Source organism: Methylophilus sp. QUAN (assembly GCF_015354445.1).
GTDB lineage: Bacteria > Pseudomonadota > Gammaproteobacteria > Burkholderiales > Methylophilaceae > Methylophilus.
The window spans coordinates 707769-734700 of record NZ_JADKYT010000001.1; the positions used below are offsets into that span (position 1 = coordinate 707769).

Genomic DNA, 26932 nt, shown 5'->3' on the forward strand with positions numbered 1-26932 from the left:
CCGCATTATAGGGTTATCCAGCCGCACGCTGCGGCATGACTTTAACAATGAAAGGGTTTGCATGCGTTTTGATAAACTCACCACCAAATTCCAACAGGCGCTGGCCGATGCGCAGAGCATGGCTGTGGGTGCCGATCATCCGACCATAGAAGCACCACATTTGTTGCTGGCGATGCTCAACCAGGATGATAGCGGTGTTACGGCCTTGTTATCACGTGCCGGTGCACAAGTGAGCGCACTGAAAACCGGTTTGCAGCAAGCGATTGATGCCTTGCCAAAAATCAGTGAGAACAGCGGCGATGTGGCAGTTTCGCGTGACCTTAACAATCTGTTAAATGTCACCGACAAGCTCGCGCAGAAGAGTGGCGATAGCTATATTGCCAGCGAGATGTTTTTGCTGGCCCTGGCCGATGACAAAGGCAACACCGGCAAATTGCTCAAACAGCACGGCGTGAATAAGGCCGCGCTGGAGCAGGCGATTAAGGCCGTGCGCGGAAATGATTCCGTCAACAGCCAGGAAGCGGAGGGCCAGCGTGAAGCCTTGAAAAAATACACCCTGGACTTGACCGAGCGTGCACGTGCTGGCAAGTTGGACCCGGTGATTGGCCGTGACGACGAAATTCGCCGCGCAATCCAGGTATTGCAACGCCGTACCAAAAACAATCCGGTGCTGATCGGCGAGCCTGGTGTTGGTAAAACAGCGATTGTGGAAGGCCTGGCACAACGGATTGTGAATGGCGAAGTGCCAGATTCGCTCAAAAACAAAAAGGTGCTGAGCCTGGATATGGCCGCCCTGCTGGCCGGAGCCAAATATCGTGGCGAATTTGAAGAGCGTTTAAAAGCGGTGCTCAAGGAGCTTGCGCAGGACGAAGGCCAGACCATCGTTTTTATTGACGAAATTCATACCATGGTCGGCGCCGGCAAGTCTGAAGGCGCGATGGATGCGGGCAATATGCTGAAACCAGCGCTGGCGCGCGGTGAGCTGCACTGTGTGGGCGCGACCACGCTGGATGAATACCGCAAATACATCGAAAAAGATGCGGCGCTGGAGCGCCGTTTCCAGAAAGTATTGGTCGATGAACCCAGCGTTGAGGCGACGATTGCCATTTTGCGCGGCTTGCAGGAAAAGTACGAGTTGCACCACGGTGTGGAGATCACCGATCCGGCCATTGTGGCCGCGGCTGAATTGTCTAACCGTTATATCACAGACCGTTTCTTGCCGGATAAAGCCATCGACCTGATTGACGAGGCAGCTTCACGCATCAAGATGGAAATCGACTCCAAGCCTGAAGTGATGGATAAACTGGACCGCCGCCTGATTCAGCTCAAAATTGAGCGTGAAGCGGTGCGTCGTGAAAAGGACGAAGCCAGCCAGAAACGCTTTGGCCTGATTGAAGACGAAATCAGCAAGCTGGAAAAAGAGTACGCTGACCTGGAAGAGGTATGGAAAGCAGAAAAAGCAGCGGTGCAAGGCTCGGCTGGCGTTAAAGAGGCGATCGAAAAGATCAAGCTGGATATGGAAGCGGCCAAGCGCAAGGGCGATTGGCAAAAAGTCTCTGAGTTGCAATATGGCAAACTGCCACAGCTGGAAGCACAGTTAAAGCATGCTTCAACCGCCGAAGCCAACGGCGCAGTGAAACATAAAATGCTGCGCACTGAGGTCGGGGCGGACGAGATCGCCGAAGTAGTCAGCCGGGCGACGGGGATCCCTGTCAGCAAAATGATGACTGGTGAACGCGAGAAACTGCTCAATATGGAGAGCCGCTTGCATGAGCGTGTGGTCGGTCAGGATGAAGCGGTGCGCCTGGTGTCAGACGCGATTCGGCGTTCGCGTAGCGGTCTCAGTGACCCTAACCGTCCGTATGGTAGCTTCTTGTTTTTGGGGCCGACCGGCGTCGGTAAGACCGAGTTGTGCAAAGCGCTGGCTAACTTCCTGTTCGATAGCCCGGAGCACTTGGTGCGCATAGACATGAGCGAGTTTATGGAGAAGCATTCTGTCTCCCGCTTGATTGGCGCGCCGCCTGGCTACGTCGGTTACGAAGAAGGCGGTACGCTGACCGAAGCAGTACGCCGCAAACCGTATTCCGTTGTGTTGCTGGACGAAGTGGAAAAAGCGCACCCGGATGTGTTTAACGTGTTGCTGCAAGTGCTGGATGATGGGCGCCTGACCGATGGCCAGGGCCGCACGGTGGACTTTAAAAACACGGTGATTATCATGACCTCTAACCTGGGTAGCCAGATGATACAAAGTATGGCCGACCAGGATTACCAGGTGGTGAAACTGGCCGTGATGGGTGAGGTGAAAACCCACTTCCGTCCGGAGTTTATTAACCGTATTGATGAGGTCGTCGTATTCCACTCACTGGGCGAGGCACATGTGAAATCAATTGCCAGTATCCAGTTGCAATTGCTGGCCAAACGCCTGGCTGCGATGGATATGCAGTTGGATATCAGCGATGCGGCACTGGCCGAGATCGCCAATGCCGGGTTTGACCCGGTATATGGTGCGCGGCCACTCAAACGGGCGATCCAGAGTGAGATTGAAAACCCGTTGGCACGTGAAATTCTGGCTGGGCAGTTTGCGGCTAAAGACACTATCCATGTCGATTTTCAGGCCGGGAAAATGCAGTTCCGCAAGGCATGATGGATTCAGTGGCAGACTGAACCAGGTCGCAGATAAAAGGGTCATAGCGATATGACCCTTTACTTTTTATCGGGTGTAGAATGGGAACACTATGCGTTACTCACACTCTTTGCGTTTAATTTTTATCACGATTTTGTTAACTGGACTGGCTGGTTGCGCCTCGCAACCACCACAACCTTTGCAAATTGACCGCATTTCACCTGAGCAGCTCGCTGCGCTGGTGCCGCCTGCACAATCTACCCTGACCCTGGAGCAGGTTGTGGCCTTAAGCAAACAGGGCAAGAGTGATGCTGAGATTATTGAAGCAATTAAACAGTCACAATCACGCTATTCGCTTACGCCTTCAGATGTGTTGAGCTGGCACGAAAAAGGGATTTCCAAAGGCGTGCTTGATTACATGCAGCAAGCCAACGCATTGGCCGAGCAAAATGCTATTGCGGATGAAATTAACAAACGTGAAAAAGCCCGCGTGGAGTCTGAGGCCAGGCTAAAACGCGAGCGCGATATGGCCAGATTGCGTAGTATGGACCCCTGGTTTTATGGTGGGCCTGGTTTTTACGGCGGCCCCTGGGGTTACCGACCTTATTGGGGTGGCGGCTGGCGTTATTGGTAAAAGTCATTTGGCATCCCTTGTATAATCAGGGTTTTGCTTCTGGACTTCGCTATGCGACAACAGCACGAAACCCTTTCCATCAATGCCCAGGGGCGGCGTTTATACGATATCACGCCGCAAGTCCTGCAATGGGTGCAGCAATCCGGTATTCAAAGTGGTTTGCTCACCTTATATATTCAGCACACCTCCGCCAGTTTACTCATCAATGAAAACTATGACCGCGATGTGCTGGTGGACCTGGAAGCATTTTTTAATCGCCTGGTGCCGGACGGCGATGATTTGTTTATCCATACCGTAGAAGGCCCGGACGACATGCCTGCGCATGTGCGTACCGCGTTAACCCAAACCAGCCTGTCTATTCCGGTGTTGCAGGGCCGGGTTGCCTTAGGCCAATGGCAAGGTGTTTTCCTGTTTGAACACCGCCATCTACCTGCCCGTCGCCGCGTGTTGATGCACGTGATGGGTGAGTAATTCGTTTTTATTGTGTTAGAAATGTTGTGATGAAATATTGTTCTATCGTTGTCTTGTCTTTTTTGTGTGCTGTTTGCCTGGTGGGTTGTGAGCATGAGGCTTCAACAACCGAGCAGGCCGTGAAGCAGTCAGCAAATACCAATGCAGCCGAAACCCACTCGGCTGGCGGCTATGAGCCTAGCGCAGATGAGCGCGTCCCCGGTATCACCATGTCGCAAGAAGAACTGGATAAAATTTATGCTGAAGCCAGACGTAACATGCCATTGCCGGTGATCCCCGAGGATGCGCGCTAGGCAGCCATATCACGGCGTGTGCATATAGCTTTCATAGTGGTCGACGCATTGCGTGAGTTGCCTGGCGAAAGACTCCACATCCCCGGTCAATATTGCAGTTGTGCTGTCAGCGTGTTTAGCCGTACTGGCATCCATGATCTTTTGCTGCCCGGCATAGAGCATCAATGAATGGATGCCTGCGCCGGTATCTGCAGATAGCGCTGGGCGGATGGCCTGCCGTGGCATGGCCACCAGGTGGTAGTCTTGAATCCATTGTGTCAGTTGCAGCATGATGTCTGTTGCTGGCTCCTGCTCTACGTCGGCTAGTGTCTCGTCATAGCTGGTGATAACCAGATGGATTTTTTGAACATCCATGGTCAGTGTAATGCTGCGGTGATAAGGCGGTGGCACGGATGCGCCCTGATAGTGGTAAATCAAGCGTGTAATTTGCGGTGTCATTGACGGCTTTCTTTCGCTACCCGGCAGCAATGGCAGTGTTAGCAGTAACAGGATGGTTACGATTCGCAAAGTGATGGTCTGGCGATGATGACCTTTACCAGCCACGTTGGTTGCAAGTGGCTGGCAAAGGCATGTGTCATTTATACTACGACACCTGAGCCTGCAAAATACTTCTGGAAGGTACTCGCCTTCATGGCAAACACACCGTTGCTATTGAGTGGAATACTGGCTGAGAACGATATCTGGTAAGCAGACCAATTGCCTGACAGCGTATCCAGCACGGCATGATGCGTGCCCCAAGGATTGCGCAACACGATGTATTTTTCACCGCCAACATATTGCCAGCCTAGGATTGAGTACGCATGATTGCCAACCACCTTGGCTGTGCTGTAATTCGTCCCGGCAGGGGAGGAGCCATAGGTCCAGGCCACCATCGGGTTGATCGTGCGTCTGCTGAGCGAATGGCTACGGACAAATGTCCACAAATCATCGCCTGTTTTGCCACTATGGCTGACATAAGTCTTTTCACCGCTGATGATTTCGGCGCAGGCGTTCACCGGGTCGCCCCCTGCGATGGTCGGATAGTTGGGAAAATCTGTGCTATTACTGGTGCGCCATTTTGCGTAGGCTTTTTCCATCACGGCTGGCCAGGTTTCCCCCGCATCCAGTGATCTGGCATAGACCCAGTTGTGCGCAGGTTTGCTGACTGGCACTAACTCTGTCACTTCTACTGCTTGCGCCGCCCCGGCCCCATTTTTATAAAAATTGACTTTGTGTATCGGCTGCTCCTCATTGCCCCAGGCCGAAGGCCGGATCATATTGACAATGGCATAAGGCCTGGCCCAGGCGACTGACGCCATAGCGGCAATAAAGTAACAGTCCCCTAGCGCGCCCTGTATCGGGTCATTCAGTTCTGCCACATCTTCAAAGTAGTCACCCATGTCTACCCAGTCTTTATCCGCCGGTGTCCACGGTGTGCCGGTACCGCTTACTTGCACCGTGGCGCGCATTAGAGTGTCAGAGATCACGGTATTTTTCTGGATAGTGGCTAATCTGAGCCGTTGTGCGGCGATAGATCTGGTGACTGGCGCTGCTTGCGCTTGAAAAAAGTTGGTGACCCTGGCGGCAGTCTGCGCTTCCGACAATACTTTCAGACTACCATCGGCGGCGAACTCTGCATCTGGCCTGAGGATAGGGTTGCGCAGGTCAAAAATCTGCTCTGCGCTCACACCTAAAATCTCGGCCAGCATGGTTTGCGGTTCTGCGACTTGCTCCCAGTTGATTTTCTTTTGCGCAATGACTTCTGCGACGGCATAAGGGTTAATCACTCCAATATTCACTTCCATGGCTATTCTCCTAAGCGATTGTTTTAATGAATAAAAACGAGTTAAGTTGATTGCTAGGGTAATGAGGACTATACGAAATGACGCTGACAGCCTCCCGGCTACTTCCCGGAAGTTTGATGGTATCTCAATGTGTTAATAAATGATAATTAAATTTAAATTAATTTATCAATATTTAGGTGGCTACTCGTTAAGCAGATAAAAAGAAACCACCTTGAAACGAAGGTGGTGAGTGTGATTGAATGATCAGGCTAGACGGCGCAGAGCTAACGCACGCTGCTCCATTGCAGCGGATCAAAAGGAATACTGTTGCGGCGCAGTTCGTAATACACACCATTCTCGGCATTGCCGCCGCTATTGCCGACGGCGGCGATGGTATCGCCGGATTTGACGCTTTGCCCGGAAGACTTGTAAAGCGCCTCGTTGTTGCCGTATAGGCTCATGTAACCATTGCCATGGTCGACCACGATCAGGTTGCCAAAACCGCGCATCCAGTCAGCAAACACCACTTGTCCGCCTGCCACCGATTTGACTTCACTGCCTTCTTTGGCGCGGATGAAAATACCTTTCCAACTGACGCCGGTATCGGCGCGTGCGGTGCCAAAGCGATTGATCACATCACCACGCACTGGCAGGCGCAGGCGACCGCGCAACTGGGAAAAGTTTTCTTTATTGGCGTTGTACTCTGGCAGTGTTTCGTTTTTGGCGATGACCGTATTACTTTGTGTATTGCTCTCACTGTCCTCTACATTCGTTTGCGGTGACCGCTCAAACGTCCGTCCGCCGGACTTTTTCTTACGTGCCAGTTCGGCCGCTTTTTTCGCCGCCGCTTCTTTTTCGCGCTTGGCTCTGGCCAGCGCTTCCTGTTCACGTTTCTTGGCTTCCGCCAGCAGGCGTTGGAACAACTGAGACAAGGCTTCTTCGTCTTTTTTCAGACGCACCATCTGTTGTTCTTGCGTTTCAATCTGCTTGGAAAGCTCGTTCAAGGCCTCAGTGCGACGCGACTTTTCACCTTCCAGTTTTTGCGTGGTTTCGCTGTATTGGCTAGCCAGACGCTCGGTTTCATGCAGTTGCTCGGTGGTGGCCGAACGCACGCGGTCTATCGCCTCCTGATTGTCTTGCAATGACTGAATCTGCTGTTGATGCGCTGCCGTGAGGTAACCCAGGTATTTCAGGTTGCGCGTGGTATTGGCCGGGTCTTGCTGTTGCAACAGCATTTGCAGTGGACTGTTGTTACCATGGCGGTATTGCTGGTTGAGCTGCTGACTCAGGGCGTTGCGTTGCTGGTTCACCTGGCGCTGCAACAGGGATAACTGCTTTTGCAGGTCTTGCAATTTGCCACGGTTTTCCTGTTGCGCATCCTGGATTTCGCGCAGTTTTTTACGAGAACTGCTGATGGCCGTTTCCGAGGCCTTTAGCGCCTCATGCGCATCTTGCTTGGCGACACGTGAGGCTTTAAGGGCGTTGGCTAATTGCTGGATTTTTTCTTTGACTTGCTCCAGGTCGCCCTTGGTGGTTTCCGCCTTGTCATTGGACGCTGCGTACGCAGGCATGGGTAAGCCGCTTGCACACAAGGCAAGGCAAGTAGCCAGGGCTGCCCACAGTCGTTTGGGCCGTGGGTAAGCAATCATGCTGAAATCAGGCATGCACCCGCCAGGCCTGCTTAGGCCGCTGCATTGAGGGTGATCAGGTTTTTACCTGTCATTTCGGCGGGTTGTGGCACGCCCATGAGCGACAACAAGGTCGGTGCGATATCAGAGAGTGCGCCGCCTGATGTAATGGTGCCTGCGCGGCCGATATAGATAAACGGCACCAGATTAGTGGTGTGCTGGGTATGTGCCTGGTCGCTGGCATGGTCAAACATGCTTTCGGCGTTGCCGTGGTCGGCGGTAATAATCACTTCTGCCCCCATTTTTTGCGCCGCAGCAACCACGCGTCCCACACAGGTGTCCAGTGTTTCTACCGCTTTAATCGCCGCTTGCAGGTTGCCGGTATGGCCCACCATGTCGCCGTTAGCATAATTGCAGATCACCGCCTGGTATTGTTGCGACTCAATCGCAGCTACCAGTTTGTCTGTGACTTCTGGCGCACTCATTTCTGGCTGTAAGTCGTAAGTGGTTACTTTGGGCGACGGCACCAGGATACGGTCTTCGCCTGCAAACACGGTTTCTTCGCCGCCATTAAAGAAGAAGGTGACGTGTGGGTATTTTTCAGTTTCGGCGATGCGTAGCTGTTTCAGCCCCAGATTGGACACATATTCGCCAAAGGTGTTGGGCACTGTAAATGGCGCAAATACTGGTTCGGCCAGGGCCTGGTTTTTGTCGTATTGCGTCAGCGTAAAGTAATGGCTGAAGCTCGGCACGCGGCTGCGTTCAAAACCGCTGAATTGCGGATTGAGTAGGGCATCGGTCAACTGGCGCGCGCGGTCACTCCTGAAGTTCATAAACACCAGGCAGTCGCCATCTTCCATGCGTACCGGTGCTGCATCGGCGGTGCGAATCGCCGTGCATTTGACGAATTCATCACTTTCATCACGTGCGTAAGCTTGTTGCAAAGCGGTCAGGCTGTCAGGCGCAATATAGTCAGACGTGCCGTTGACCAGCAGTTCATAAGCAACCGAGACACGCTCCCAGCGCTTGTCCCGGTCCATGCCGTAAAAACGCCCGCCGACGGAGGCGACTTTGCCCACACCCAGTCCGCTCAGGTGGTCTTCCAGTGCTTGCAGGTAAGGCTGTGCACTTTTTGGTGGTGTGTCACGGCCATCGAGAAATGCGTGTACATAGACCTTGCTCAGGCCTTGTTGCTTGGCCATCTCCAGGATGGCGTGAATATGCGGCTGGTAGCTATGTACGCCGCCGTCAGACAGCAAGCCCAGGATGTGCAGCGCTTTGTTGCTGGCCTTGAGTGCCTGCATGGCATTTACCAGGGCAGGCAGCTTAAAGAACTCACCGCTGCTGATGCTGTTATTAATACGTTCAAAGTCTTGAAAGACAATACGTCCCGCCCCAATATTCAAGTGGCCTACTTCAGAGTTGCCCATCTGCCCATCTGGCAAACCAACGTAATGTTCAGAGGCATTGATCAATCCGTGTGGATGCGTGGCTTTCAAGCGGTCCAGATTCGGGGTGTTGGCTTGCAGCACGGCGTTGAATTCAGTGGTCTCGCTGTGACCAAAACCATCGAGGATGAGCAAAATGACAGGTTTGATAGACATGGCTAACAATCTTTAAAGTGGTGACGGAACGTCGGATTGATGAATTCGTCTATTATAATCGCAACCGCAGGAGACGCCTACCCAGCAAGGGCGCAGCCTGGTGTAAACATGACGAGAACAGGTGAGTGTACAAGTGGAGTTTTTTAGACAGAATGTATTATTAATCGGCCTGGCCATTGGCTCTGGTCTGGCCTTGTTGCTGCCTATGCTGAGTCGCTCGGCGGCAGGAATTTCTGTGCTTTCAGTCACTGAAGCGGTGATGCTGATGAGCAGAAAATCTGCGCTGGTGCTGGATGTGCGTGAGCCTGACGAGTTTGCCCAGGGGCATTTGCAGGGTGCGCGTAATGTACCGTTATCGCAATTATCTGCGCGCCTCAAGGAACTGGAAAAGTTTCGCGATAAACCGGTGCTGGTCGTCTGCGAACGTGGCAGACGCGCCAATGCGGCGGCCAAATTGCTCAAGGCGCAAAATTTTACCGCCTTGAATGTCCTCAAAGGCGGCATGCAGGCCTGGATAGAGGCCAAAATGCCGAGCAGCAAATAGCGCGGTTCAAGCAGTAATGTTTTTAAAAGGAATTGTATGGCTAAAGTCGTGATGTATACCTCTGCAGTATGCCCTTATTGCATCAATGCGGAGCGCTTGCTGAAGAACAAGGGTGTGACCGAGATTGAAAAAATCCGCGTCGATTTGCAGCCGGAGTTGCGTGCTGAAATGATGGAAAAAACCGGTCGCCGTACTGTGCCGCAGATTTTTATCGGCGAGCAGCATGTGGGTGGCTTTGACGACTTGCACGCACTGGATGTACAAGGCGGCCTGGACCCATTGCTGGCGGCTTAAACCACATTGTTTTTTGTCACAAAAAACACATAGTCAGGCCGGGGATGTCCGGTTAGAATAGCGGCTTTGTGTATTGATAATTATTAAGGATAATTCATGGCTCAGGACTCACAGAACCAAACAGAACAAAACGCAGCACCGATTTTCAGCATTGAAAAATTGTATGTACACGATGCTTCAATTGAAGTGCCAAATGCGCCTGCCATTTTCACTGAGCGTGCAACTCCACAAATCAACGTAGAGCTGGGCAACAGCGCACAGCAAATCGAAGACGGTATTTTCAATGTGTCTATCAAAGTGACCGTGACTGCCAAAATCGAAGACAAAACCGCCTTTTTGGTAGAGGTGACACAATCCGGTATTTTCGCTATCCGCAACGTGCCACAAGAAAACATGGAGCCTATCCTGGCCGTGGCTTGCCCGAACATCTTGTTCCCATATGCCCGCGAAGCGATTTCTGACATGGTGACACGCGCAGGCTTTATGCCAGTGTTGTTGAACCCGATCAACTTCGAAGCGTTGTACCTGCAACAACAGCAACAAGCCGCGCAAGCTGCTGGCGCACCTAACTAATTGATTCAATTAAAAGTACATCACTGATGCGTTCGGTGATGCTTCTGGATAAAGTCAAATGAGTAAGGTCGCAGTTTTAGGAGCCGGTGCCTGGGGTACTGCGCTCGCCATGCATATCGCCCTGCAGCACGATGTAGTGCTGTGGGCGCGTAATAGCGGGCACGTTTCCGGCATGCGTAAGGCGCGTGCCAACCCGCTCTATCTGGGCGATTTTCCCTTTCCTGAAAAACTCACGGTAGACGATGACCTGGCTGCCGCCGTGCATGGCGCAGATTTAATTCTGTCGGTCGTGCCTACGGCTGGTTTTCGGCCTATTTTGCAACAACTCAAAGCCTTGGATATCACACAACCTTTGATCTGGGCCAATAAAGGCCTGGAACCGAAAACGGCAAAATTACCTTTTGAAGTAGCACAAGAAGAGTTAGGCGCAGACTACCCATGGGGCGTATTAAGTGGCCCCAGCTTTGCCGCTGAGTTGGTGCGTGGTTTGCCTACGGCCATTACACTGGCGGCGAATCACCGTGAACTGGCGCAACAGGCAGCGCAGCTTATTCATGGCGGTTGCTTGCGTGTTTACGATAGCGTCGATGTCGTGGGTGCTTCTGTGGGCGGCGCCGTGAAGAACGTGATGGCGATTGCTGCGGGTATTTCGGATGGTATGGGCTTTGGTAACAATGCACGCGCTGCCATGATTACGCGTGGCCTGGCCGAAATTACGCGTTTTGGTATGGCCTTGGGCGCTAAGCCAGAAACATTTATGGGCCTGGCTGGTGCGGGCGATCTGATATTGACCTGTACCGGTCAATATTCACGTAACCGCGAAGTTGGCTTGCAGCTCGCTTCTGGCAAATCCCTTGAAAGCATCCTGGCGGGTTTAGGGCATGTGGCTGAAGGCGTGAACACCGCGCGCGAAGTGATGCGTCGTGCTGAAACCATAGGCGTGGAAATGCCGATTACCTTTGAAGTGAATCAATTGCTGACTAACCAGAAAACAGCGCAGGAAGCGGTGACTGCTTTATTGGGAAGGGGTCAGCGTCAGGAATCGGTTTAGTCAATCTTGTTGGCACAAATAAAAAACCAGACCAAGCTTCGGTCTGGTTTTTTGTTTTTATAGCGTAAACTTACTCGATACCCAGTAACTCAACTTGGAACACCAAGGTAGCATCCGGGCCAATCACCGGGCCGCTGCCATTCGCGCCGTAGGCCAAATGTGCTGGAATCGTCAGCTCAAATTTGCTGCCTACATTCATCAGTTGCAAGCCTTCTACCCAGCCTGCAATCACGCCGGTGACCGGGAATACAATTGGTTCGCCACGGTCATAAGAGCTGTCAAACACCGTGCCGTCAGTCAGCGTGCCGTGGTAATGCACTTTCACGCGATCGCTAGTGGTTGGCTTGGCGCCGTTACCTGCTTCCAACTGCTTGTATTGCAGGCCGCTTGCCGTCGTTGTCACGCCTTCTTTTTTAGCATTGTCTGCCAGGTAGGCTTCGCCTTCAGCTTTGTTTTTAGCAAGCGCAGCCGTTCGTCTGTCCTGGCTCTCTTGTTGTACCTGCTCGACGGTGCTTCTTTTTTCATCATCCGTTAAGCGAGATGGCTGGTCAGACATCACATCCTTCACCGCGAGTGCGACTACTTCTGCATCCAGTGCCAGGCCATCGTTTTTCAGTTGATGTGCCAGGTTCTCGCCGACGATGTAACTTAAGCGTTGGGTTAAAGTCTCTAATTGATTTGCCATGGTGTTGAATTCTTTCGTTATTTAAATAGAACGCTTGGGTGCGTGAGTGAAGCAATTATTTAATCCATCATTATGACGGAGAGTGCTTGATAAAACAAAACCCGCAAAAGCGGGTTTTGTTTAAGTGTTGCTGAGGGCATTTTGCGTTAAGCAGGAAAGTGAGACAAGGCGCGCAAGTCGAAGACAATACAATAAGTATGGCAAGACTTGCGCAACGCAGTATCACTGAACTGCTTAAATGCAAAATTACATCATACCGCCCATGCCGCCCATACCACCCATATCCGGCGCAGCTGGTGCATCTTCTTTAGGCAGTTCAGCAACCATGCAGTCAGTGGTCAGCATCAAGCCAGCCACTGAAGCCGCATTTTGCAATGCAGAACGGGTTACTTTGGTTGGATCCAGTACGCCCATTTCAACCATGTCGCCATAGGTTTCGTTGGCAGCGTTGTAGCCGTAGTTGCCTTTGCCAGCAGCCACGTTGTTCACCACAACAGATGGCTCAACACCAGCGTTTTGAGTGATTTGGCGCAATGGCTCTTCAACGGCGCGCAGTACGATTTTGATACCAGCATCTTGATCCAGGTTGTCACCTTTCACTTTGGCAATCGCCTCGCGAGCACGGATCAGGGCTACGCCACCACCAGCTACAATGCCTTCTTCAACGGCAGCGCGGGTTGCGTGCAATGCATCTTCAACACGGGCTTTTTTCTCTTTCATTTCGATTTCAGTCGTTGCGCCAACCTTGATCACCGCAACGCCGCCAGCCAGTTTGGCCACGCGCTCTTGCAGTTTTTCACGGTCGTAGTCGCTGGTTGCTTCTTCGATTTGAGTTTTGATCTGGCCGATACGGGCTTTGATCGCTTCTTCGTTGCCAGCGCCGTCGATGATGATGGTATTTTCTTTACCCACTTCGATGCGTTTTGCCTGGCCCAGGTCATGCAGTTGTACGGCTTCCAGTTTCAAGCCAACTTCTTCAGAAATCACTGTGCCGCCAGTCAAAATAGCGATGTCTTCCAACATGGCTTTACGACGGTCACCGAAACCAGGCGCTTTCACAGCAGTGGTTTTCAGGATGCCACGGATGTTGTTCACAACCAGGGTTGCCAATGCTTCGCCGTCTACATCTTCAGCAATGATCAATAATGGACGGCCAGCTTTCGCTACTTGCTCCAAGGTTGGCAGCAGGTCACGGATGTTGGAGATTTTTTTGTCGTGCAACAACACAAAAGGATTGTCCAGCAATGCGATTTGGCGCTCTGGATTGTTGATGAAGTAAGGGGACAGGTAGCCACGGTCAAACTGCATACCTTCAACCACGTCCAGCTCGTTAGTCAGGCCTGAACCGTCTTCAACAGTGATCACACCTTCTTTACCTACTTTGTCCATCGCGTCAGCAATGATCTGGCCAACAGAGGTGTCGGAGTTAGCAGAAATAGCACCCACTTGGGCGATTTCTTTGCTGGTAGTACATGGTTTGGATTGTGCTTTCAGGTCAGCGACAGCTGCTTCAACCGCTTTGTCGATACCGCGCTTCAGGTCCATCGGGTTCATGCCAGCAGCAACAGATTTCATGCCTTCGCGGATGATCGCTTGTGCCAATACCGTTGCAGTGGTTGTACCGTCACCAGCGATATCGTTGGTTTTAGAAGCCACTTCTTTCACCATCTGTGCGCCCATGTTTTCGAATTTGTCTTTCAATTCGATTTCTTTAGCCACAGAAACACCATCTTTAGTAATGGTCGGCGCGCCGAAAGAACGCTCCAATACCACGTTGCGGCCTTTAGGGCCCAGAGTCACTCGCACTGCGTTAGCCAATACGTTGACACCATTTACCATTTTTTGGCGAACGTCATCACCAAATCTTACGTCTTTAGCTGCCATTTAAATTCTCCTAAATTTCAAATGTTTGGGATTCGTTGTGAGTGATTACTCAACAATCGCCATGATGTCTTCTTCACGCATGACCAACAGCTCTTCGCCGTTAACCTTTACAGTCTGGCCAGAGTATTTGCCAAACAACACTTTGTCACCGACTTTGACGTCCAAAGGAATTGCTTTACCGTTGTCGTCTTTTTTACCATTGCCTACTGCCTGCACCACACCTTGGTCTGGTTTCTCGGTAGCGCTGTCTGGAATCACAATGCCAGAAGCGGTTGTGCGCTCTTCAGCAGCGCGTTTAACGATCACTCGATCGTGCAATGGACGAATACTCATGAATGTCTCCTTGGAGTTTTCTTAAAGTGTTATTAGGTTAAATGTGGGGGGTACAACAAATTCAATAAAAGCGGTACGCATTTTAGCACTCGCGCACCTTGATTGCTAATTGGGGATAGGCTTTTTTGATTTCAAGAGCAAACACGCAAAATTTTTATGGGTATGGGTCGTTTGTAATTCAACTTGAGATTTTTGCAATGCAAGTCGAGAGTGTCATTGCAATAAAATCATATGGTTGGGGATGTTTAAATAATTTTCTAAGTCTTAACTTAGTTATGTGTGGGATATATTTCGTCTTTTAAGACCGAGAACACCATTAATTGAGAAATCAATTCTGTGACTTTGATAGTTCATCGATTTGCTCCCATTGCTCAGCTTCTTTCTGCTTTCGCTGCTGCTCCTCAAGTTCAAATTGGCGTTGCTCTTCAGGACTGTCATAGAAGTTCATTTTTGTAATAAATTCAACGCAGGCTTGATGCGAAGCAAAATCACGCTCCGATCCTTGGAGCAGAAGCCAATTCAAGATCCAGCCCCTTCTCATCATCCGATAGGTAAGAAAACCTGTATAACGTAGTAACTGGTGCGACAGCAACTGAAACACTGGAAGCATGGACAATGATGATGAAAGTTAATCAGATGGATTAGTAACAGGCTTGCTGATTGCTGATAGTTGTTCTTTTGCCCAGTCGTCATCAAGCATTTGCGTGATGACGCTTTTAGGCAAATGCCTCCAATTAAAATTAAAACCAAAATCAGGATTTATCTTAAATAGCCTCAACTTAAATGACTTGAGCCAGCCATATCGCTTAAACAAACTTAGCGACTCACCATCCCACGCCCAAAGCTCATGCATATATTTACCACTCAAATAAATGCAATATTGGATCGGTGCGTTAATCCGATTAAATGAAATTCTCACTGAAAGGTCATTCTCGAGGGCTCTTCTAAATATCTTTTTAATCTCATTATGAAGTTCGTAATGCGAAACTTGAGCCTTTTTAAATATGGCATTTGAACCGTGCTGACTAATGAGCCAATTTTTCCCAGCTACAAAGCGATGATTTCCGTTACCAACCTCACAAGCACCGCCAACACACATCAAACGCAAATTTCCGCCGCTAGAAGGAGCAGGAAAATGGTTTTTGAGTAAGTCAGAACTGAAGTAATCAAAAATCTCGTCAGTCCAATCCGTTCCGTGTATATGATCTAACACTCCTTTCCACGATTCATTTTGTTCCCAGAAATCGCCGCGACCTAACGCAACAACGGCCTTTGCGGGAACATCAATGAAGCAATCTGTATGCGGGCTCTTTTCACCCAGGATGTAAAGCGGTAAGTCATTATCTAGATATACGACCTGATTTAGCTCAGGGGCTTGGCATTCTCTTGCAGCAGTCTTAATTTTTTCGATCGGGGTCATAAAATATAACAGTAATTATGGAAACTTACGGGGTAGATGAAATCCCGTGCTATTTATTGGTTTTATTGTTTACTTATTTAGTATCGTGCAGGAACCGGAATAAGTGTTTATGTATCCAAAATCTGAGTCATACCCATAGTATCGGAGGCTTTTCATGTCTATGTGGAATTTAGCCTCAAAGAGATCATTTACCAAAACTAAATATCCGCTTGGATCTAGCCATTCGTAGACTTTAGATTGAAATACTCCCAGCGATTTCTCTGCGAAATGTTTTGAGTATGAGGCCTTATATTTAACTTTATATGTGTCTTTCCCCTCTCCGTAGGAATAACTAAATTTGTTACCCTCTTGCTTAATGGTGAGCTTCCCGATGTATTCAAAAAGGTGAGCCTCATATTGTGCTGGGGGTAAGTCTTCAATTCCGGCTCGATCCACCTTGGACACTGTGCAAAGTATCTTGGCTGGGGGCGTCGAAGCAGCTGAGACTGCGGTTGTAGATACGGCAAATATTGCGAGACCTGCGACAGCACTAACGCTCAGGCTAATTTTCTTAAAAACCGACTTACTATTGGTGTGCATAATCAGTATTAATTCCTTATTCTTTTGTTTGGTTTCTTATTTTTGGACATTGCGAGAATGCATATTGGTCTTAAAGACATGCAGGCTTTTTTATAGCTTTTGTTTTCTGTATTCGTAACCTATATTGAATATAACGGTTGACTTAAGGGGGGAATTAGCCAAGGCGCGCAGAACGAATAGCTGGCTGTAAATTTTGTTCAAAATAAACCTCAAGAGCAAACACCCAATGCAAGTCTTTAAGGTTGTTTATGTTAAAAAGCACAAGTCTGACTGCTTCATCATTTTGTAGTGATGCCATTTTGCTACCCGTGTTTGCAGCGATATGCTCTAACGCTCGTTTGCGGGAGTTTTGTAGGTGACGACCAACTTTAATGACATTCTGATCATTCATGAAAACATAAACGCCAGGGGAGGCGGCACCTGGTGTTTTATCAAAAGGTGCATCAATTAAGCGGAGATCGTGAATTTGGAATTTATCTGCAATTCCACCGAACTCGGATCTAAATAAATTCTTTATTGTATCGAGATTCATTTGGAGTGAAGTTTTGAACGAATGTGCTCATGATATATGTGATGCTCAACCTTTGAATTAAGGGGCGCCTTTAGGTGTCCCGCTTGAATAATGATTTGAGGGAAGTTAGCTAAAACCTGCAACACCACCAACCTCTAGCCAAATATCAATGGGGTCAGACTGAGCTACACCATTCATTGAGAAATCAATTCTTTGACTTTGATAACTCATCAATTTGTTTCCATTGCTCAGCTTCTTTTTGCTTTCGCTGCTGCTCTTCAAGTTCAAGTTGGAGTTGACCTTCCGGACTGTCATAGAAGTTCATTTTTGTAATAAATTCAACGCATGCTTGATGCGAAGCAAAATCACGCTCCGATCCTTGGAGCAGAAGCCAACTCAAACTCCCGTCTCTTCTCATCATCCGATAGGTGAGAAAACCTGTATAAGCGCCATAACTATTCTTAGAGTCAAGAGTTAAACATGCATGATGTTTGTTTTCAGAAATAGAAGTTTTTTGCCATTTTACGGATGATGGGTCTTTGGCAAGACTTAGAATGACTTGTTTTGCTCTTGCTTCACTTTCTTTGATAGTTTCTGCATGGATAGGTGCAGAGATAACAAGAGTTAAAGCGGCTACGATTGCGGTGAAGATAGAATGATTCATCGTTATTTTTTATATGATTAAATGGTTAGGTGTTCAGTAATCAAATCTGCCCTCATTGTAACCGACCGTTTAAGCTGGCGTAACGGGGGATGTAGGTTTAATGACTCAGTATTGCATATGGGCTACGCTTGCTTAAATGCTGGCATACTGAGCCAGTGACTTTAGACTAAATGATCAAAGATTAAACTTCGTGCTTAGTCGAATCTCAACTTATGTTGCAGTGGACTTGAAATCGGGCTTTGCAAGGCTTTTTCTAAGTCTTTGATTTTTATCGATGTCGATCTTGAGTTAAATTGCAGACGACAGGATTGATAAGTTGTACTGGATTGCTATGTTTTTATGGCAATTCAGATAAGAAGCATGGTGTGTAAAAAATAGCTTGTTGTATGCGGGGTTAAGCGCTAGTTTTTACCCCGTTGAGCGGGAAGCAGAGGTGGCTTGGCGGTTATGCATTTTGCAATTAAGTCTTATTCTCAATTATACTGCTGCAGAGGGCTCGAAGGTGGGATATGCGCATATTAGTAATTGAAGACAACAAAGATATTTTGGTCAATATCGTAGATTATTTCGCCAAAAATCATAAGGTCGACTGTGCCCAGGATGGCCTGACGGGCTTACACCTGGCGGTCACGCAGGAGTTCGATTTAATTATTCTGGATGTGATGCTGCCCGGTATTGATGGCATACAGCTCACCAAGCGTTTGCGCCAAGATGGTAATCGTATCACGCCGATTATCATGCTGACGGCGCGCGATACCTTGGATGATCGTCTCAAAGGCTTTGAGTCTGGGGTAGATGATTATTTGGTCAAACCCTTTTCACTATCAGAGTTGGAAGCCAGGGCGCTTGCTATTTATAAAAGAGCAAATGGACTGGTGCGTACCAAATTAGTTGTAGATGACCTCATTTTTGATCTTGAAACCATGGCCGTCAAACGGGCAGGCGTCACTTTGAAAATCGCCCCGCTTGGATTAAAACTTTTAGAACTGTTGATGCAGCATAGCCCGAATGCGGTGAAGCGTAGTTATTTAGAAGAGCATTTTTGGAGTGATGTTTCTACGCGTGGGGACAATCTGCGGGCGCATATCCATCAACTGCGCTCTGAGATTGATAAACCGTTTGACCGCCCCTTGGTGCATACGATTCATGGGATTGGATACCGTATCGGTTTAGCCAATGAATAAAATTTCAATCAGATCACGTATTGTGATCGCATTTACCCTGATTGCCTTGTTTGTGGGTGGTGCCTTTACCCTGGGGATTCATAGCATTTTTGACTCAACAGAAGATAAGCTGATGTCGATTGCCATGGATACCAAACTTAGGCTGATCGTCACCAATTCGTCGCATTCTAATGAGACCTTGAAAGAGTTGGGCTTGCATCTATATTCATCAGAGTATCCGGATCCAGCCATTCCGAAATATCTGAGTAGTGTGCCTAACGGGTTTAGTGAAATTAAGAAAAAACCGCTGACCTACTTTGTCTATCGCCAAACGATCAATGGCCATGATTACATCTTGGTGCAGGACCAAAGTTTGTTTGAAAATGAGTTTGAATATAATGTGTTTTTTGCCTTGCGCTCAGGCTTTTTGCTTACAATCTTGGTGGGCGGCCTGTTTGGATGGTTGTTAGCCCGTCAAATTCTTTCCCCCATCGTCAAACTGTCTCACGTTTTTTCTCAAAGAAAAAAGCAGCCATTAGGCGAGCGCATCATTGCCGAAGAATTTTCTGATGATGAAATTGGCAGTCTTGCCCAGTCTTTTGAGGATGCGTATACCAAGATTAAAGACGCTTTATGGCGGGAGCGCTTGTTTACCAGTGATGTGAGCCATGAGTTCCGCAGTGGTTTGATGATTATTTCGTCCAGTTGTGAGTTGCTATTACAGCACCGAAGCAAAGAGGACGCGGATTATGAAATGATTGATAGAATTGCGCGTGCGAGTTCAGAAATGCAGCAATTGCTTCAGTCCCTGCTCATGATTGCGCGTGCAGAGCATACGGTTGTGAATCCCAGCAGAACGCAAACACTGGCGCAAATTAGCCAGGAGGCATTTGATCGCTGGCAGCTTGATTTCTCAAAAAAACAGATTGCGTTTAGCCTGGTGAAGAAAGGCACATTGCCTGAGCAAAAGTTTAATGCAGATTTGTTGTTAGCCGTGTTGTCTAACCTGCTCAGGAATGCCTTGAACTATACGGAAAGTGGTAACGTAAACATTGTCCTCAACGGTGCCTCAATCTCGGTGGTGGATACCGGGGTTGGTATCGACCTCGATCAGCAGCATCAGGTATTAAAGCCTTTTGTGCGCGGCAGTGCGCTGCCCCTGGATGGGCTGGGGCTGGGCTTGTCACTGATTCAGCGAATTTGTGAGAACCAGGGCTGGCGCCTGAGTCTGCATTCAGAGCCGGGCCTGGGATCAACATTCACCATCAGCTTTTAGGGTGTTCACAAAAAAATCACAAAATACCAACGGAAACTTCATTCCCGGTTAATTATTATTCAAGAAATGAGATTTATTCTCATTCCAATATAATGATTAAGGGAATATAAATGCAACACACACAATCTTTCCGCATGCGGCCGCTAGCTGCCATACTTGGAATGGTATTTGCGAGCACGCAGCCTGTGTTAGCCGAAGAGGTGCAAACACTGCCTGATGTCAATGTCTCTGGTGTTAAAGAGCAGCCAATCACCAATGGTTACGTCACCAAAAAGTCCAGCACATCGACTAAAACTGCAACCGATCTGATAGATATTCCGCAGTCGATCACTGTTTTTAATAAGCAGCAGATGAAAGATCAGGCGGTACAGAATCTTGGTGATATCGTGCGTTACACCCCGGGCGTGGGCGCTGCCCAAGGGGAAGGTAACCGTGAAACCTTTCTTTTCCGTGGTCTCGCGTCAACGGCTGATTTCTTTCAGGATGGGGTGAGAGACGATACACAATACTATCGTGATCTTTACAACATTGAGCGCGTCGAGATTTTAAAAGGGCCTAACGGCATGATCTTTGGTCGTGGCGGTGCTGGTGGCCTGATTAACCGTGTCACCAAAGAAGCCAACTGGGATACCCTGCGCGAAATAGGCTTGCAGTATGGTTCATTTGATCAAGCGCGGGGTACTGTTGATGTTAACCAGGCCATTAATGATGTGGCGGCCTTTCGTTTAAATGCCATGTATGAAGATGGTAACAGCTATCGAGACGGTGTGAGTTTGGAGCGTAAGGCGATTAACCCAACGGTGACCATTAAACCGTCTGATAAGACCAAGATCGTTGTCGGCCTTGAGTATTTCAAAGACGATCGGATTGCAGATCGTGGGGTTGCTTCATTTGGCAATCGTCCAGTAGATACCAATCGCTCAACATTCTTTGGTAATGCAAAGCAAAGCCCGACCAACACAGAGTTGACATCTTTTAACGTGTCGTTCGAACACTTGTTTGATAACGGGGTGACTTTGAAGAACCGCACCCGTTATGCAAATTACAACAAGTTTTATCAGAACGTGTTTGCGAATGGCCCAGTCACAGCTGCAGGCCTGGTAAGAATCGATGCCTATAACAATGCGACAGATCGTCAGAACCTGATTAATCAAACCGACCTGATTTTTAATTGGGATACTGGTTTGATCAAACATGAGTCTGTCGTTGGCGTGGAGCTGGGGCGTCAACGTACGTCCAACTTCCGTGAAACTGGCTTCTTTAATAATGCCACGACTTCTGTGAATGTTCCGCTAAGTGATCCAACAACGAATGCACCGATTACCTGGCGCCAGAATGGTTCGGATGCAGATAACTACGTGCAAAATGATACTTATGCCGCATATTTCCAGGATCAGATGAAGTTTAATGATCAGTGGTCTGCTATCGCCGGTTTAAGATATGACCGTTTTAACACGGATTTCACAAACAACAGATTGGCGACGACGAACGCTAACCACAATATCAAAACTAGCGATGACTTGTTCTCTCCCCGTGTAGGGTTGATTTACAAGCCAGTGGATAACTTGTCTGTCTATAGCAGCTATACCATCAGCTATGTGCCACGTGCTGGTGAGCAGCTAGCCAGTTTGACGGCCATTAACAAATCATTCGATCCTGAAAAATACAACAACGTTGAAGTGGGGGTGAAGTGGGATTATTCACCGGCATTGTCGTTGACTGCTGCGGTATATAAGTTAGAGCGTAACAAAATTGCAGTTGCCGATCCTGCCAACCCAACCACTAATCAGATTCTGGTCGATGGACAACAGACCAAAGGGGTGGAGCTTGGTATTAATGGTAAGTTGACAGACGCCTGGAGTGTTGCCGGTGGTTACGCATACCAGGATGCCGAGTTTACCAAGACGCAGCCCAATGCAACGGCGGCCAATGTGATTCCTGCAGGTGCAGACGTTGCAATGGTGCCGCGTCACACGTTCTCGTTGTGGAACCGTTATGACTTTAATGAGGTGTGGGGGGCAGCGCTGGGTGTGATTAGCCGCACAGAGATGTATGCGGCAGCACCTACCGTATCAACGAGTGTGACATTGCCTGGGTATGTGCGTTTGGATGCGGCAGTCTTTGCGCAAGTGAATAAGGATTTGCGTGTGCAACTCAATATTGAGAACTTGCTCAACAAAGACTATTACCTCTATGCACACAATAACAACAATACAACACCAGGTTCGCCATTGGCTGCACGTTTGTCAGTGATTGCTAACTTTTAAGAAGTAAACCCATCACTCCCCCCAATATGCCTGGGGAGTGGTGGCCTTGGTTGGGGCGCTGCTCACGGTTGGTTGTCTAACGATCAATCTGGTGCCCTAATTCTTTCCTGCATAAGCCTGTCTATTTTCCGTCTATACCTGGATATCAGGGGATAGGCGAAAAAATGCATGGTTACCCCTAAAGTACTTGATAGTGTTGACGAAATTAAGATGAAGGTCTTGAACGTCAATGCTCAATCAATAAAAGTGCGATGCAATACTCCGCATCCGTGCTGGGGTCTGTGCTTTTTTTGCACGCAACTGTACCCTAAAAATTCAGCGTTTCTGTGTCTGGTTTCCTTTCTTTGGCTGCCTTAGGATGGTAGTCATCGTGATTCTGTATTCATATGCTGGCAAATGTTCGCGAATGCCAGTCCACCGTTTGCAAGCCAGTAGGAACTATGTCGCAACCTAAAGCCTCCATTAAGCCATACCACCACCCAGCCGCCGGTTGGGGGGCGTTAAAGCAAGTCGCTGCGCAACTGGCGCTGCAAAAGATTCCTGTGAAAGGCATTATGACCTTGCTGGCACAAAACCAGCCGGATGGCTTTGATTGCCCAGGTTGCGCCTGGCCAGACAAAGAGCACACGTCTACCTTTGAGTTTTGTGAAAACGGCGTGAAGGCCGTTGCGGCAGAGGCGACCAATAAGCGTACGCCACCAGCGTTTTTTGCCAAACACACGGTGACCGAGCTGATGGGTTGGGGCGATTTTGAGCTGGAAAACGAAGGTCGTTTGACGCACCCGATGCGTTATAACGCTGCCACCGACAAGTATGAAGAGGTGAGTTGGGAGGATGCTTTTGAGCTGATCGCCACGCACCTGAATGCGTTGGCCGACCCGAATGAAGCGATTTTTTATACCTCTGGCCGTGCCGCCAATGAGGCCGCTTTTTTGTACCAATTGTTTGTGCGCGAATTTGGCACCAATAACTTCCCGGATTGTTCCAACCTTTGCCATGAGTCAACCAGCATGGCTTTACCGCCAACCGTGGGTATCGGCAAGGGCTCGGTGACTTTGCATGATTTTGAACATACTGACACCATCCTGATTTTTGGCCAGAACCCGGCCACCAACCATCCGCGCATGTTGGGCGAGTTGCGCGAAGCGGCCAAACGAGGCGCGCGCATCGTCGCCATTAACCCGTTGAAAGAGCGTGGCCTGGAACGGTTTGCTGACCCGCAAAGCCCGTTTGACATGCTGTCTTTCAAGGGTAGCAAAATCAGTGATTTCTTTATCCAGCCCAAACTGGGTGGTGACTTGGCACTGATTAAAGGCATGATCAAGTTCGTGATCCAATGGGATGACGAAGCGGTCAAGCATGGCACCGAGCGTGTGGTGGACCTGGCGTTTATCGAACAACACACTAATAATTTTGCAGCGATTGCCGAAGATGCACGCCAGGAAAGCTGGGCGGTGATTGAAGAAGAGTCCGGCGTGCCGTTAGCGCAGATTGAAGAAATTGCCCGCATTTATGCCACCGGCGACCGCGTGATTGCTACCTGGGGCATGGGCATTACCCAGCACAAGCATGGCGTCGCCACCATTAAAACGCTGGTGAACCTGATGTTGTTACGCGGCAATATTGGCAAAGAGGGCGCAGGCCTGTGCCCGGTGCGCGGCCATAGCAATGTGCAGGGTAACCGCACCGTCGGCATTTATGAAAAGATGCCAGCCGAGTTTCTCGATAGCCTGGAGCGCGTGTTTGATATCAAGGTGCCGAAAACGCCAGGGTATGATGCCGTAGGCGCTATCCAGGCCATGATAGACGGCAAGGGTAAAGTATTCTTTGGGCTGGGCGGTAATTTTTCGATTGCCACGCCGGATACTGACCGTACCTGGGAAGGCATGCGCAATTGTGATTTGACGGCGCATGTGACGACTAAACTGAACCGCAGTCACCTGGTGCATGGCAAAGACGCCCTGATTCTGCCATGCCTGGGCCGCACCGAAATCGATACGCAGGAAACCGGCCCACAGGGCGTGACGGTGGAAGACTCGATGAGCATGGTGCATATCTCTTATGGCATGAACAAGCCTGCCTCACCGCATCTGCTCTCCGAGCCAGCCATTGTGGCGCGCCTGGCACATGCCACGCTCAAACGCAGCAAAACGCCATGGCTGGCGTTCATTAAAGATTACAGCAAAATCCGTGATGCGATCGAGCAAACCATGCCGGTAGCATTCAAGGATTACAACGAGCGCATCAAGACGCCAGGTGGCTTCCGCATGCCGGTGCCTTCCAGCGAGCGCGTGTGGAAAACCCCTTCTGGCAAGGCTGAGTTCACCGTGCAGGCGATTCCGCAAAACTCGCCTATCCACCAGGCGCGTGAGCAATATGGTGACCAGTTGTTCGTATTGATGACCACCCGTTCGCACGACCAGTACAACACTACCATTTATGGCATGGATGACCGCTACCGCGGTGTGTTTGGTCAGCGCCGCGTGGTATTTATGAACCCGCTGGATATTGCGCGCATGGGGCTGGTGGCCGGTGACTGGGTCAACCTGGTCAGTGTGTGGCAAGATGGAATTACCCGTCGTGCGGATAAGTTTCTGGTGGTGTCTTACGACATTCCGCAAGGTTGTCTGAGTGGCTATTACCCTGAAACCAATAATCTGGTGCCGCTGGAAAGTGTGGCTGATGACTCACGCACGCCAACTTCCAAGTCTATTCCGGTGATTTTGGAAAAAACCACTGCGCCAGAGGTAGCCCATGCTGCTTGAGAATGACCTGACCGTCTTGCATGATGACGCTACGGTTGATGAAACTGTGGTGGAAACGGGCTTTATCGCCGACTATGTGCCGCTGGATAACAGTACCGTGTTGATGCTGGGGATTTTGGAGTTGCTGCATGCCGAGCATGAGCAGGGCCGGTCATGTGTGTCGCTGGCGGTAATTTGCAAGCGCCTGGGGATTCGCATGAGTACCTTGCAACGGTTGATGACGGCGTTGAGTGAACAGGCGCTGGTGGAGCTGTCTACGCAAAAAGAACGCCTGGTCGCGGCCTTGACGCAAAGTGGCGAAGAAGTTTCGCTGGCGTTGCAGGCGACCTAAATCTTGCACGGGCGCATAGCCGCCTGACGTATAATACAGGCATCACAACCCCTGCATAGCCTGGTCACCATGAAGCTTTATGTCTCGTTTGCCGCCCGCATACGCGCAATGATTGATGAAGGTGTGTTGCGCCCCGGAGACAGGATTTTTTCGGTGCGGCAGGCCAGCCAGAAATACGAACTCAGTATCAGCACCGTCTTGCGTGCTTACCTGTTACTGGAACAAGAAGGCGTCATCAGCAGCCATCCGCAATCCGGTTATTACGTCACCCCACGCAAACGTTTACAACAGCGCCATGCTTCCCCGCTGGCTAAAGATATCAACTTGTCTGAAATCGACGCCAGCAAACTGGTGCTGACCACGCTTAAATCGATCCGCGAGTTTGGCACCGTGCCGCTGGGATCGCCCTTTCCAGATCCGCAACTGTTCCCGCTGAAGAAAATCCATCAATATGAAAAAGCCCTGACCGATGACGAGGGGGAGTGGGGCGTGCTGAGTGATTTGCCGCCTGGCAACGAAAGCCTGCGGCAGCAGATTGCACGCCGCTATCTCGTGCATGGCATGGATGCTTCGCCGGATGATATTGTGATTACGCATGGCGCCACGGAAGCCATCACCCTCTGCCTGCAGGCGGTGGCCAAGGCCGGGGATACCATTGCCCTGGAGTCGCCCGGCTATTACGCCCTCGCGCACACGGTAGAGCGCCTGGGCATGAAGGTCGCAGAAATCCGCACCGACCCCGTCTCTGGCATAGACCTGGATGCCTTGCGCGCGGTGACTGATAACGTGCGTATTGCGGCCGTACTGATTACGACTAACTGCCAGAACCCGCTGGGCTTTGTGATGCCTGCTGCGAAAAAGCAGGCGTTGGTGGCGTTTCTCGCCGAGCAGAATATCCCGCTGATTGAAGATGATGTCTACAGCGAGCTGTATTTCAGGGATGCAGCGCCTTTGCCAGCCAAGGCGTTTGACCGCGCGGGCATGGTGTTGCATTGTTCGTCCTTTTCCAAATCGCTGGCGCCGGGTTACCGCGTGGGCTGGACCAGCGCAGGCCGTTACCGCCAGGAGGTGGAGCGCCTGATGTTTCTCAATAGCCTGTCATTGACGTCGGCACCGCAAATTGCGATTGCCAAGTTTATGCAACGCGACAGTTTCGAACAGCATCTCAAGCAGTTACGCCATACATTGCGCTCAAACTATGTGTTGATGCGCAATGTGATTGAACAAAGCTTCCCGGCCGGGACGCAGCTCTCGGAGCCCAAGGGCGGGTATGTGATCTGGGTCAAGTTGCCGCCCGCCATTGATGCGCTGGAACTCTATCGTGCCGCGATTGGGAACGGAATTACGGTGGCTCCGGGAACCATTTTTTCGCGTAAAAAAGACCTGACCCATTATATTCGCCTCAATTTTAGCCACTTATGGACGCTGGCCATTGAGCAGGCTGTTCGCGATGTGGGCGCCCTGGCCTGCGAGATGCTGGCCGCAGGGCATGCGGGGCAGGCGTAGCTGACGTTGCGCGGATGGAATTCAATCGCAAGAGTCGGAGTGTTTGTGTGTGCATGATCTTGTATCGTTA

General features: G+C 49.9%; 26 protein-coding genes. 14 read left to right on the forward strand and 12 right to left on the reverse strand.

Features of this window, described 5'->3' with window-relative positions; all coding sequences use genetic code 11:
- Positions 1–61 precede the first annotated feature (61 nt).
- The 4 genes from clpB to INP79_RS03405 all read left to right on the forward strand — a co-directional run bounded on the left by clpB (position 62) and on the right by INP79_RS03405 (position 4021).
- A complete protein-coding gene (gene clpB, locus INP79_RS03390; RefSeq protein ID WP_194752925.1) occupies positions 62–2644 on the forward strand; it encodes an ATP-dependent chaperone ClpB in 2583 nt (860 codons plus the stop codon).
- Between the two features lie 91 nt (positions 2645–2735).
- Positions 2736–3257 carry a hypothetical protein gene (locus INP79_RS03395; RefSeq protein ID WP_194752926.1) on the forward strand — a complete coding sequence of 174 codons (522 nt, stop codon included), beginning with the start codon at positions 2736–2738 and terminating at the stop codon, positions 3255–3257.
- A 51-nt stretch (positions 3258–3308) separates the two neighbouring features.
- A complete protein-coding gene (locus tag INP79_RS03400; RefSeq protein WP_194752927.1) occupies positions 3309–3728 on the forward strand; it encodes a secondary thiamine-phosphate synthase enzyme YjbQ in 420 nt (139 codons plus the stop codon).
- Positions 3729–3757: 29 nt separating this feature from the next.
- Positions 3758–4021 carry a hypothetical protein gene (locus INP79_RS03405; RefSeq protein WP_024929510.1) on the forward strand — a complete coding sequence of 88 codons (264 nt, stop codon included), beginning with the start codon at positions 3758–3760 and terminating at the stop codon, positions 4019–4021.
- 9 nt (positions 4022–4030) lie between these two features.
- On the opposite strand, the gene INP79_RS03410 is transcribed toward INP79_RS03405, so the two are convergent.
- From INP79_RS03410 to gpmI, 4 genes are all read right to left on the reverse strand, one after another.
- The gene (locus INP79_RS03410; RefSeq protein ID WP_194752928.1) at positions 4031–4459 is read right to left on the reverse strand and encodes a hypothetical protein; all 429 of its coding nucleotides are present in this window, start codon (positions 4457–4459) and stop codon (positions 4031–4033) included.
- Positions 4460–4599: 140 nt separating this feature from the next.
- Entirely contained in the window at positions 4600–5805 is a 1206-nt protein-coding gene (locus INP79_RS03415; protein WP_194752929.1) for a C2 family cysteine protease, read from the reverse strand.
- Between the two features lie 263 nt (positions 5806–6068).
- Complete coding sequence (locus INP79_RS03420; RefSeq protein ID WP_194752930.1) at positions 6069–7448, reverse strand: murein hydrolase activator EnvC; 1380 nt, start codon at positions 7446–7448, stop codon at positions 6069–6071.
- Between the two features lie 17 nt (positions 7449–7465).
- Complete coding sequence (gene gpmI / locus INP79_RS03425) at positions 7466–9016, reverse strand: 2,3-bisphosphoglycerate-independent phosphoglycerate mutase (RefSeq protein ID WP_194752931.1); 1551 nt, start codon at positions 9014–9016, stop codon at positions 7466–7468.
- Between the two features lie 133 nt (positions 9017–9149).
- Between gpmI and INP79_RS03430 the strand changes: the two genes are divergently transcribed.
- The 4 genes from INP79_RS03430 (at position 9150) to INP79_RS03445 (ending at position 11478) form a co-directional block, all read left to right on the forward strand.
- Positions 9150–9560, forward strand: a complete 411-nt coding sequence (locus INP79_RS03430; protein ID WP_194753834.1) for a rhodanese-like domain-containing protein — start codon at positions 9150–9152, stop codon at positions 9558–9560.
- A gap of 36 nt (positions 9561–9596) precedes the next feature.
- Positions 9597–9854 carry a glutaredoxin 3 gene (gene grxC, locus INP79_RS03435; protein ID WP_019881487.1) on the forward strand — a complete coding sequence of 86 codons (258 nt, stop codon included), beginning with the start codon at positions 9597–9599 and terminating at the stop codon, positions 9852–9854.
- A gap of 96 nt (positions 9855–9950) precedes the next feature.
- On the forward strand, positions 9951–10427 hold the full coding sequence (gene secB, locus INP79_RS03440; protein ID WP_194740535.1) for a protein-export chaperone SecB: 477 nt from the start codon (positions 9951–9953) through the stop codon (positions 10425–10427).
- A 58-nt stretch (positions 10428–10485) separates the two neighbouring features.
- Positions 10486–11478: an NAD(P)H-dependent glycerol-3-phosphate dehydrogenase gene (locus tag INP79_RS03445; protein WP_194752932.1), complete on the forward strand. Its 993-nt coding sequence runs from the start codon at positions 10486–10488 to the stop codon at positions 11476–11478.
- 70 nt (positions 11479–11548) lie between these two features.
- Here the strand turns inward: INP79_RS03445 and INP79_RS03450 are convergent, their stop codons facing one another.
- The 8 genes from INP79_RS03450 to INP79_RS03485 all read right to left on the reverse strand — a co-directional run bounded on the left by INP79_RS03450 (position 11549) and on the right by INP79_RS03485 (position 17554).
- Positions 11549–12163: an FKBP-type peptidyl-prolyl cis-trans isomerase gene (locus tag INP79_RS03450; protein ID WP_194752933.1), complete on the reverse strand. Its 615-nt coding sequence runs from the start codon at positions 12161–12163 to the stop codon at positions 11549–11551.
- Positions 12164–12409: 246 nt separating this feature from the next.
- Complete coding sequence (gene groL / locus INP79_RS03455; RefSeq protein WP_194752934.1) at positions 12410–14047, reverse strand: chaperonin GroEL; 1638 nt, start codon at positions 14045–14047, stop codon at positions 12410–12412.
- A gap of 45 nt (positions 14048–14092) precedes the next feature.
- Entirely contained in the window at positions 14093–14380 is a 288-nt protein-coding gene (locus INP79_RS03460; protein ID WP_194740539.1) for a co-chaperone GroES, read from the reverse strand.
- Positions 14381–14708: 328 nt separating this feature from the next.
- Positions 14709–14903, reverse strand: coding sequence for a hypothetical protein (locus INP79_RS03465; RefSeq protein ID WP_194752935.1), 195 nt, complete (start codon positions 14901–14903; stop codon positions 14709–14711).
- Between the two features lie 105 nt (positions 14904–15008).
- Positions 15009–15800 (reverse strand): hypothetical protein, encoded by a 792-nt coding sequence (locus INP79_RS03470; RefSeq protein WP_194752936.1) that lies wholly within the window; start codon positions 15798–15800, stop codon positions 15009–15011.
- Positions 15801–15869: 69 nt separating this feature from the next.
- Positions 15870–16379: a hypothetical protein gene (locus INP79_RS03475; protein ID WP_194752937.1), complete on the reverse strand. Its 510-nt coding sequence runs from the start codon at positions 16377–16379 to the stop codon at positions 15870–15872.
- A gap of 154 nt (positions 16380–16533) precedes the next feature.
- On the reverse strand, positions 16534–16911 hold the full coding sequence (locus tag INP79_RS03480) for a hypothetical protein (protein ID WP_194752938.1): 378 nt from the start codon (positions 16909–16911) through the stop codon (positions 16534–16536).
- Positions 16912–17095: 184 nt separating this feature from the next.
- Positions 17096–17554 (reverse strand): hypothetical protein, encoded by a 459-nt coding sequence (locus INP79_RS03485; protein ID WP_194752939.1) that lies wholly within the window; start codon positions 17552–17554, stop codon positions 17096–17098.
- A gap of 509 nt (positions 17555–18063) precedes the next feature.
- On the opposite strand from INP79_RS03485, the gene INP79_RS03490 reads away from it, so the two are divergent.
- The 6 genes from INP79_RS03490 (at position 18064) to INP79_RS03515 (ending at position 26862) form a co-directional block, all read left to right on the forward strand.
- On the forward strand, positions 18064–18738 hold the full coding sequence (locus INP79_RS03490) for a response regulator transcription factor (protein WP_194752940.1): 675 nt from the start codon (positions 18064–18066) through the stop codon (positions 18736–18738).
- The gene (locus tag INP79_RS03495) at positions 18731–19993 is read left to right on the forward strand and encodes a HAMP domain-containing sensor histidine kinase (RefSeq protein ID WP_194752941.1); all 1263 of its coding nucleotides are present in this window, start codon (positions 18731–18733) and stop codon (positions 19991–19993) included. The genes INP79_RS03490 and INP79_RS03495 overlap by 8 nt, the downstream gene beginning before the upstream one ends.
- A 110-nt stretch (positions 19994–20103) precedes the next feature.
- Positions 20104–22260, forward strand: coding sequence for a TonB-dependent siderophore receptor (locus INP79_RS03500; protein ID WP_194752942.1), 2157 nt, complete (start codon positions 20104–20106; stop codon positions 22258–22260).
- A gap of 440 nt (positions 22261–22700) precedes the next feature.
- Positions 22701–25025: an FdhF/YdeP family oxidoreductase gene (locus INP79_RS03505; protein WP_194752943.1), complete on the forward strand. Its 2325-nt coding sequence runs from the start codon at positions 22701–22703 to the stop codon at positions 25023–25025.
- Positions 25015–25356, forward strand: a complete 342-nt coding sequence (locus tag INP79_RS03510; RefSeq protein WP_228519700.1) for a hypothetical protein — start codon at positions 25015–25017, stop codon at positions 25354–25356. Before INP79_RS03505 ends, INP79_RS03510 begins: the two co-directional genes overlap by 11 nt.
- Positions 25357–25425: 69 nt before the next feature.
- Positions 25426–26862, forward strand: coding sequence for a PLP-dependent aminotransferase family protein (locus tag INP79_RS03515; RefSeq protein ID WP_194752944.1), 1437 nt, complete (start codon positions 25426–25428; stop codon positions 26860–26862).
- Positions 26863–26932: the final 70 nt, after the last annotated feature.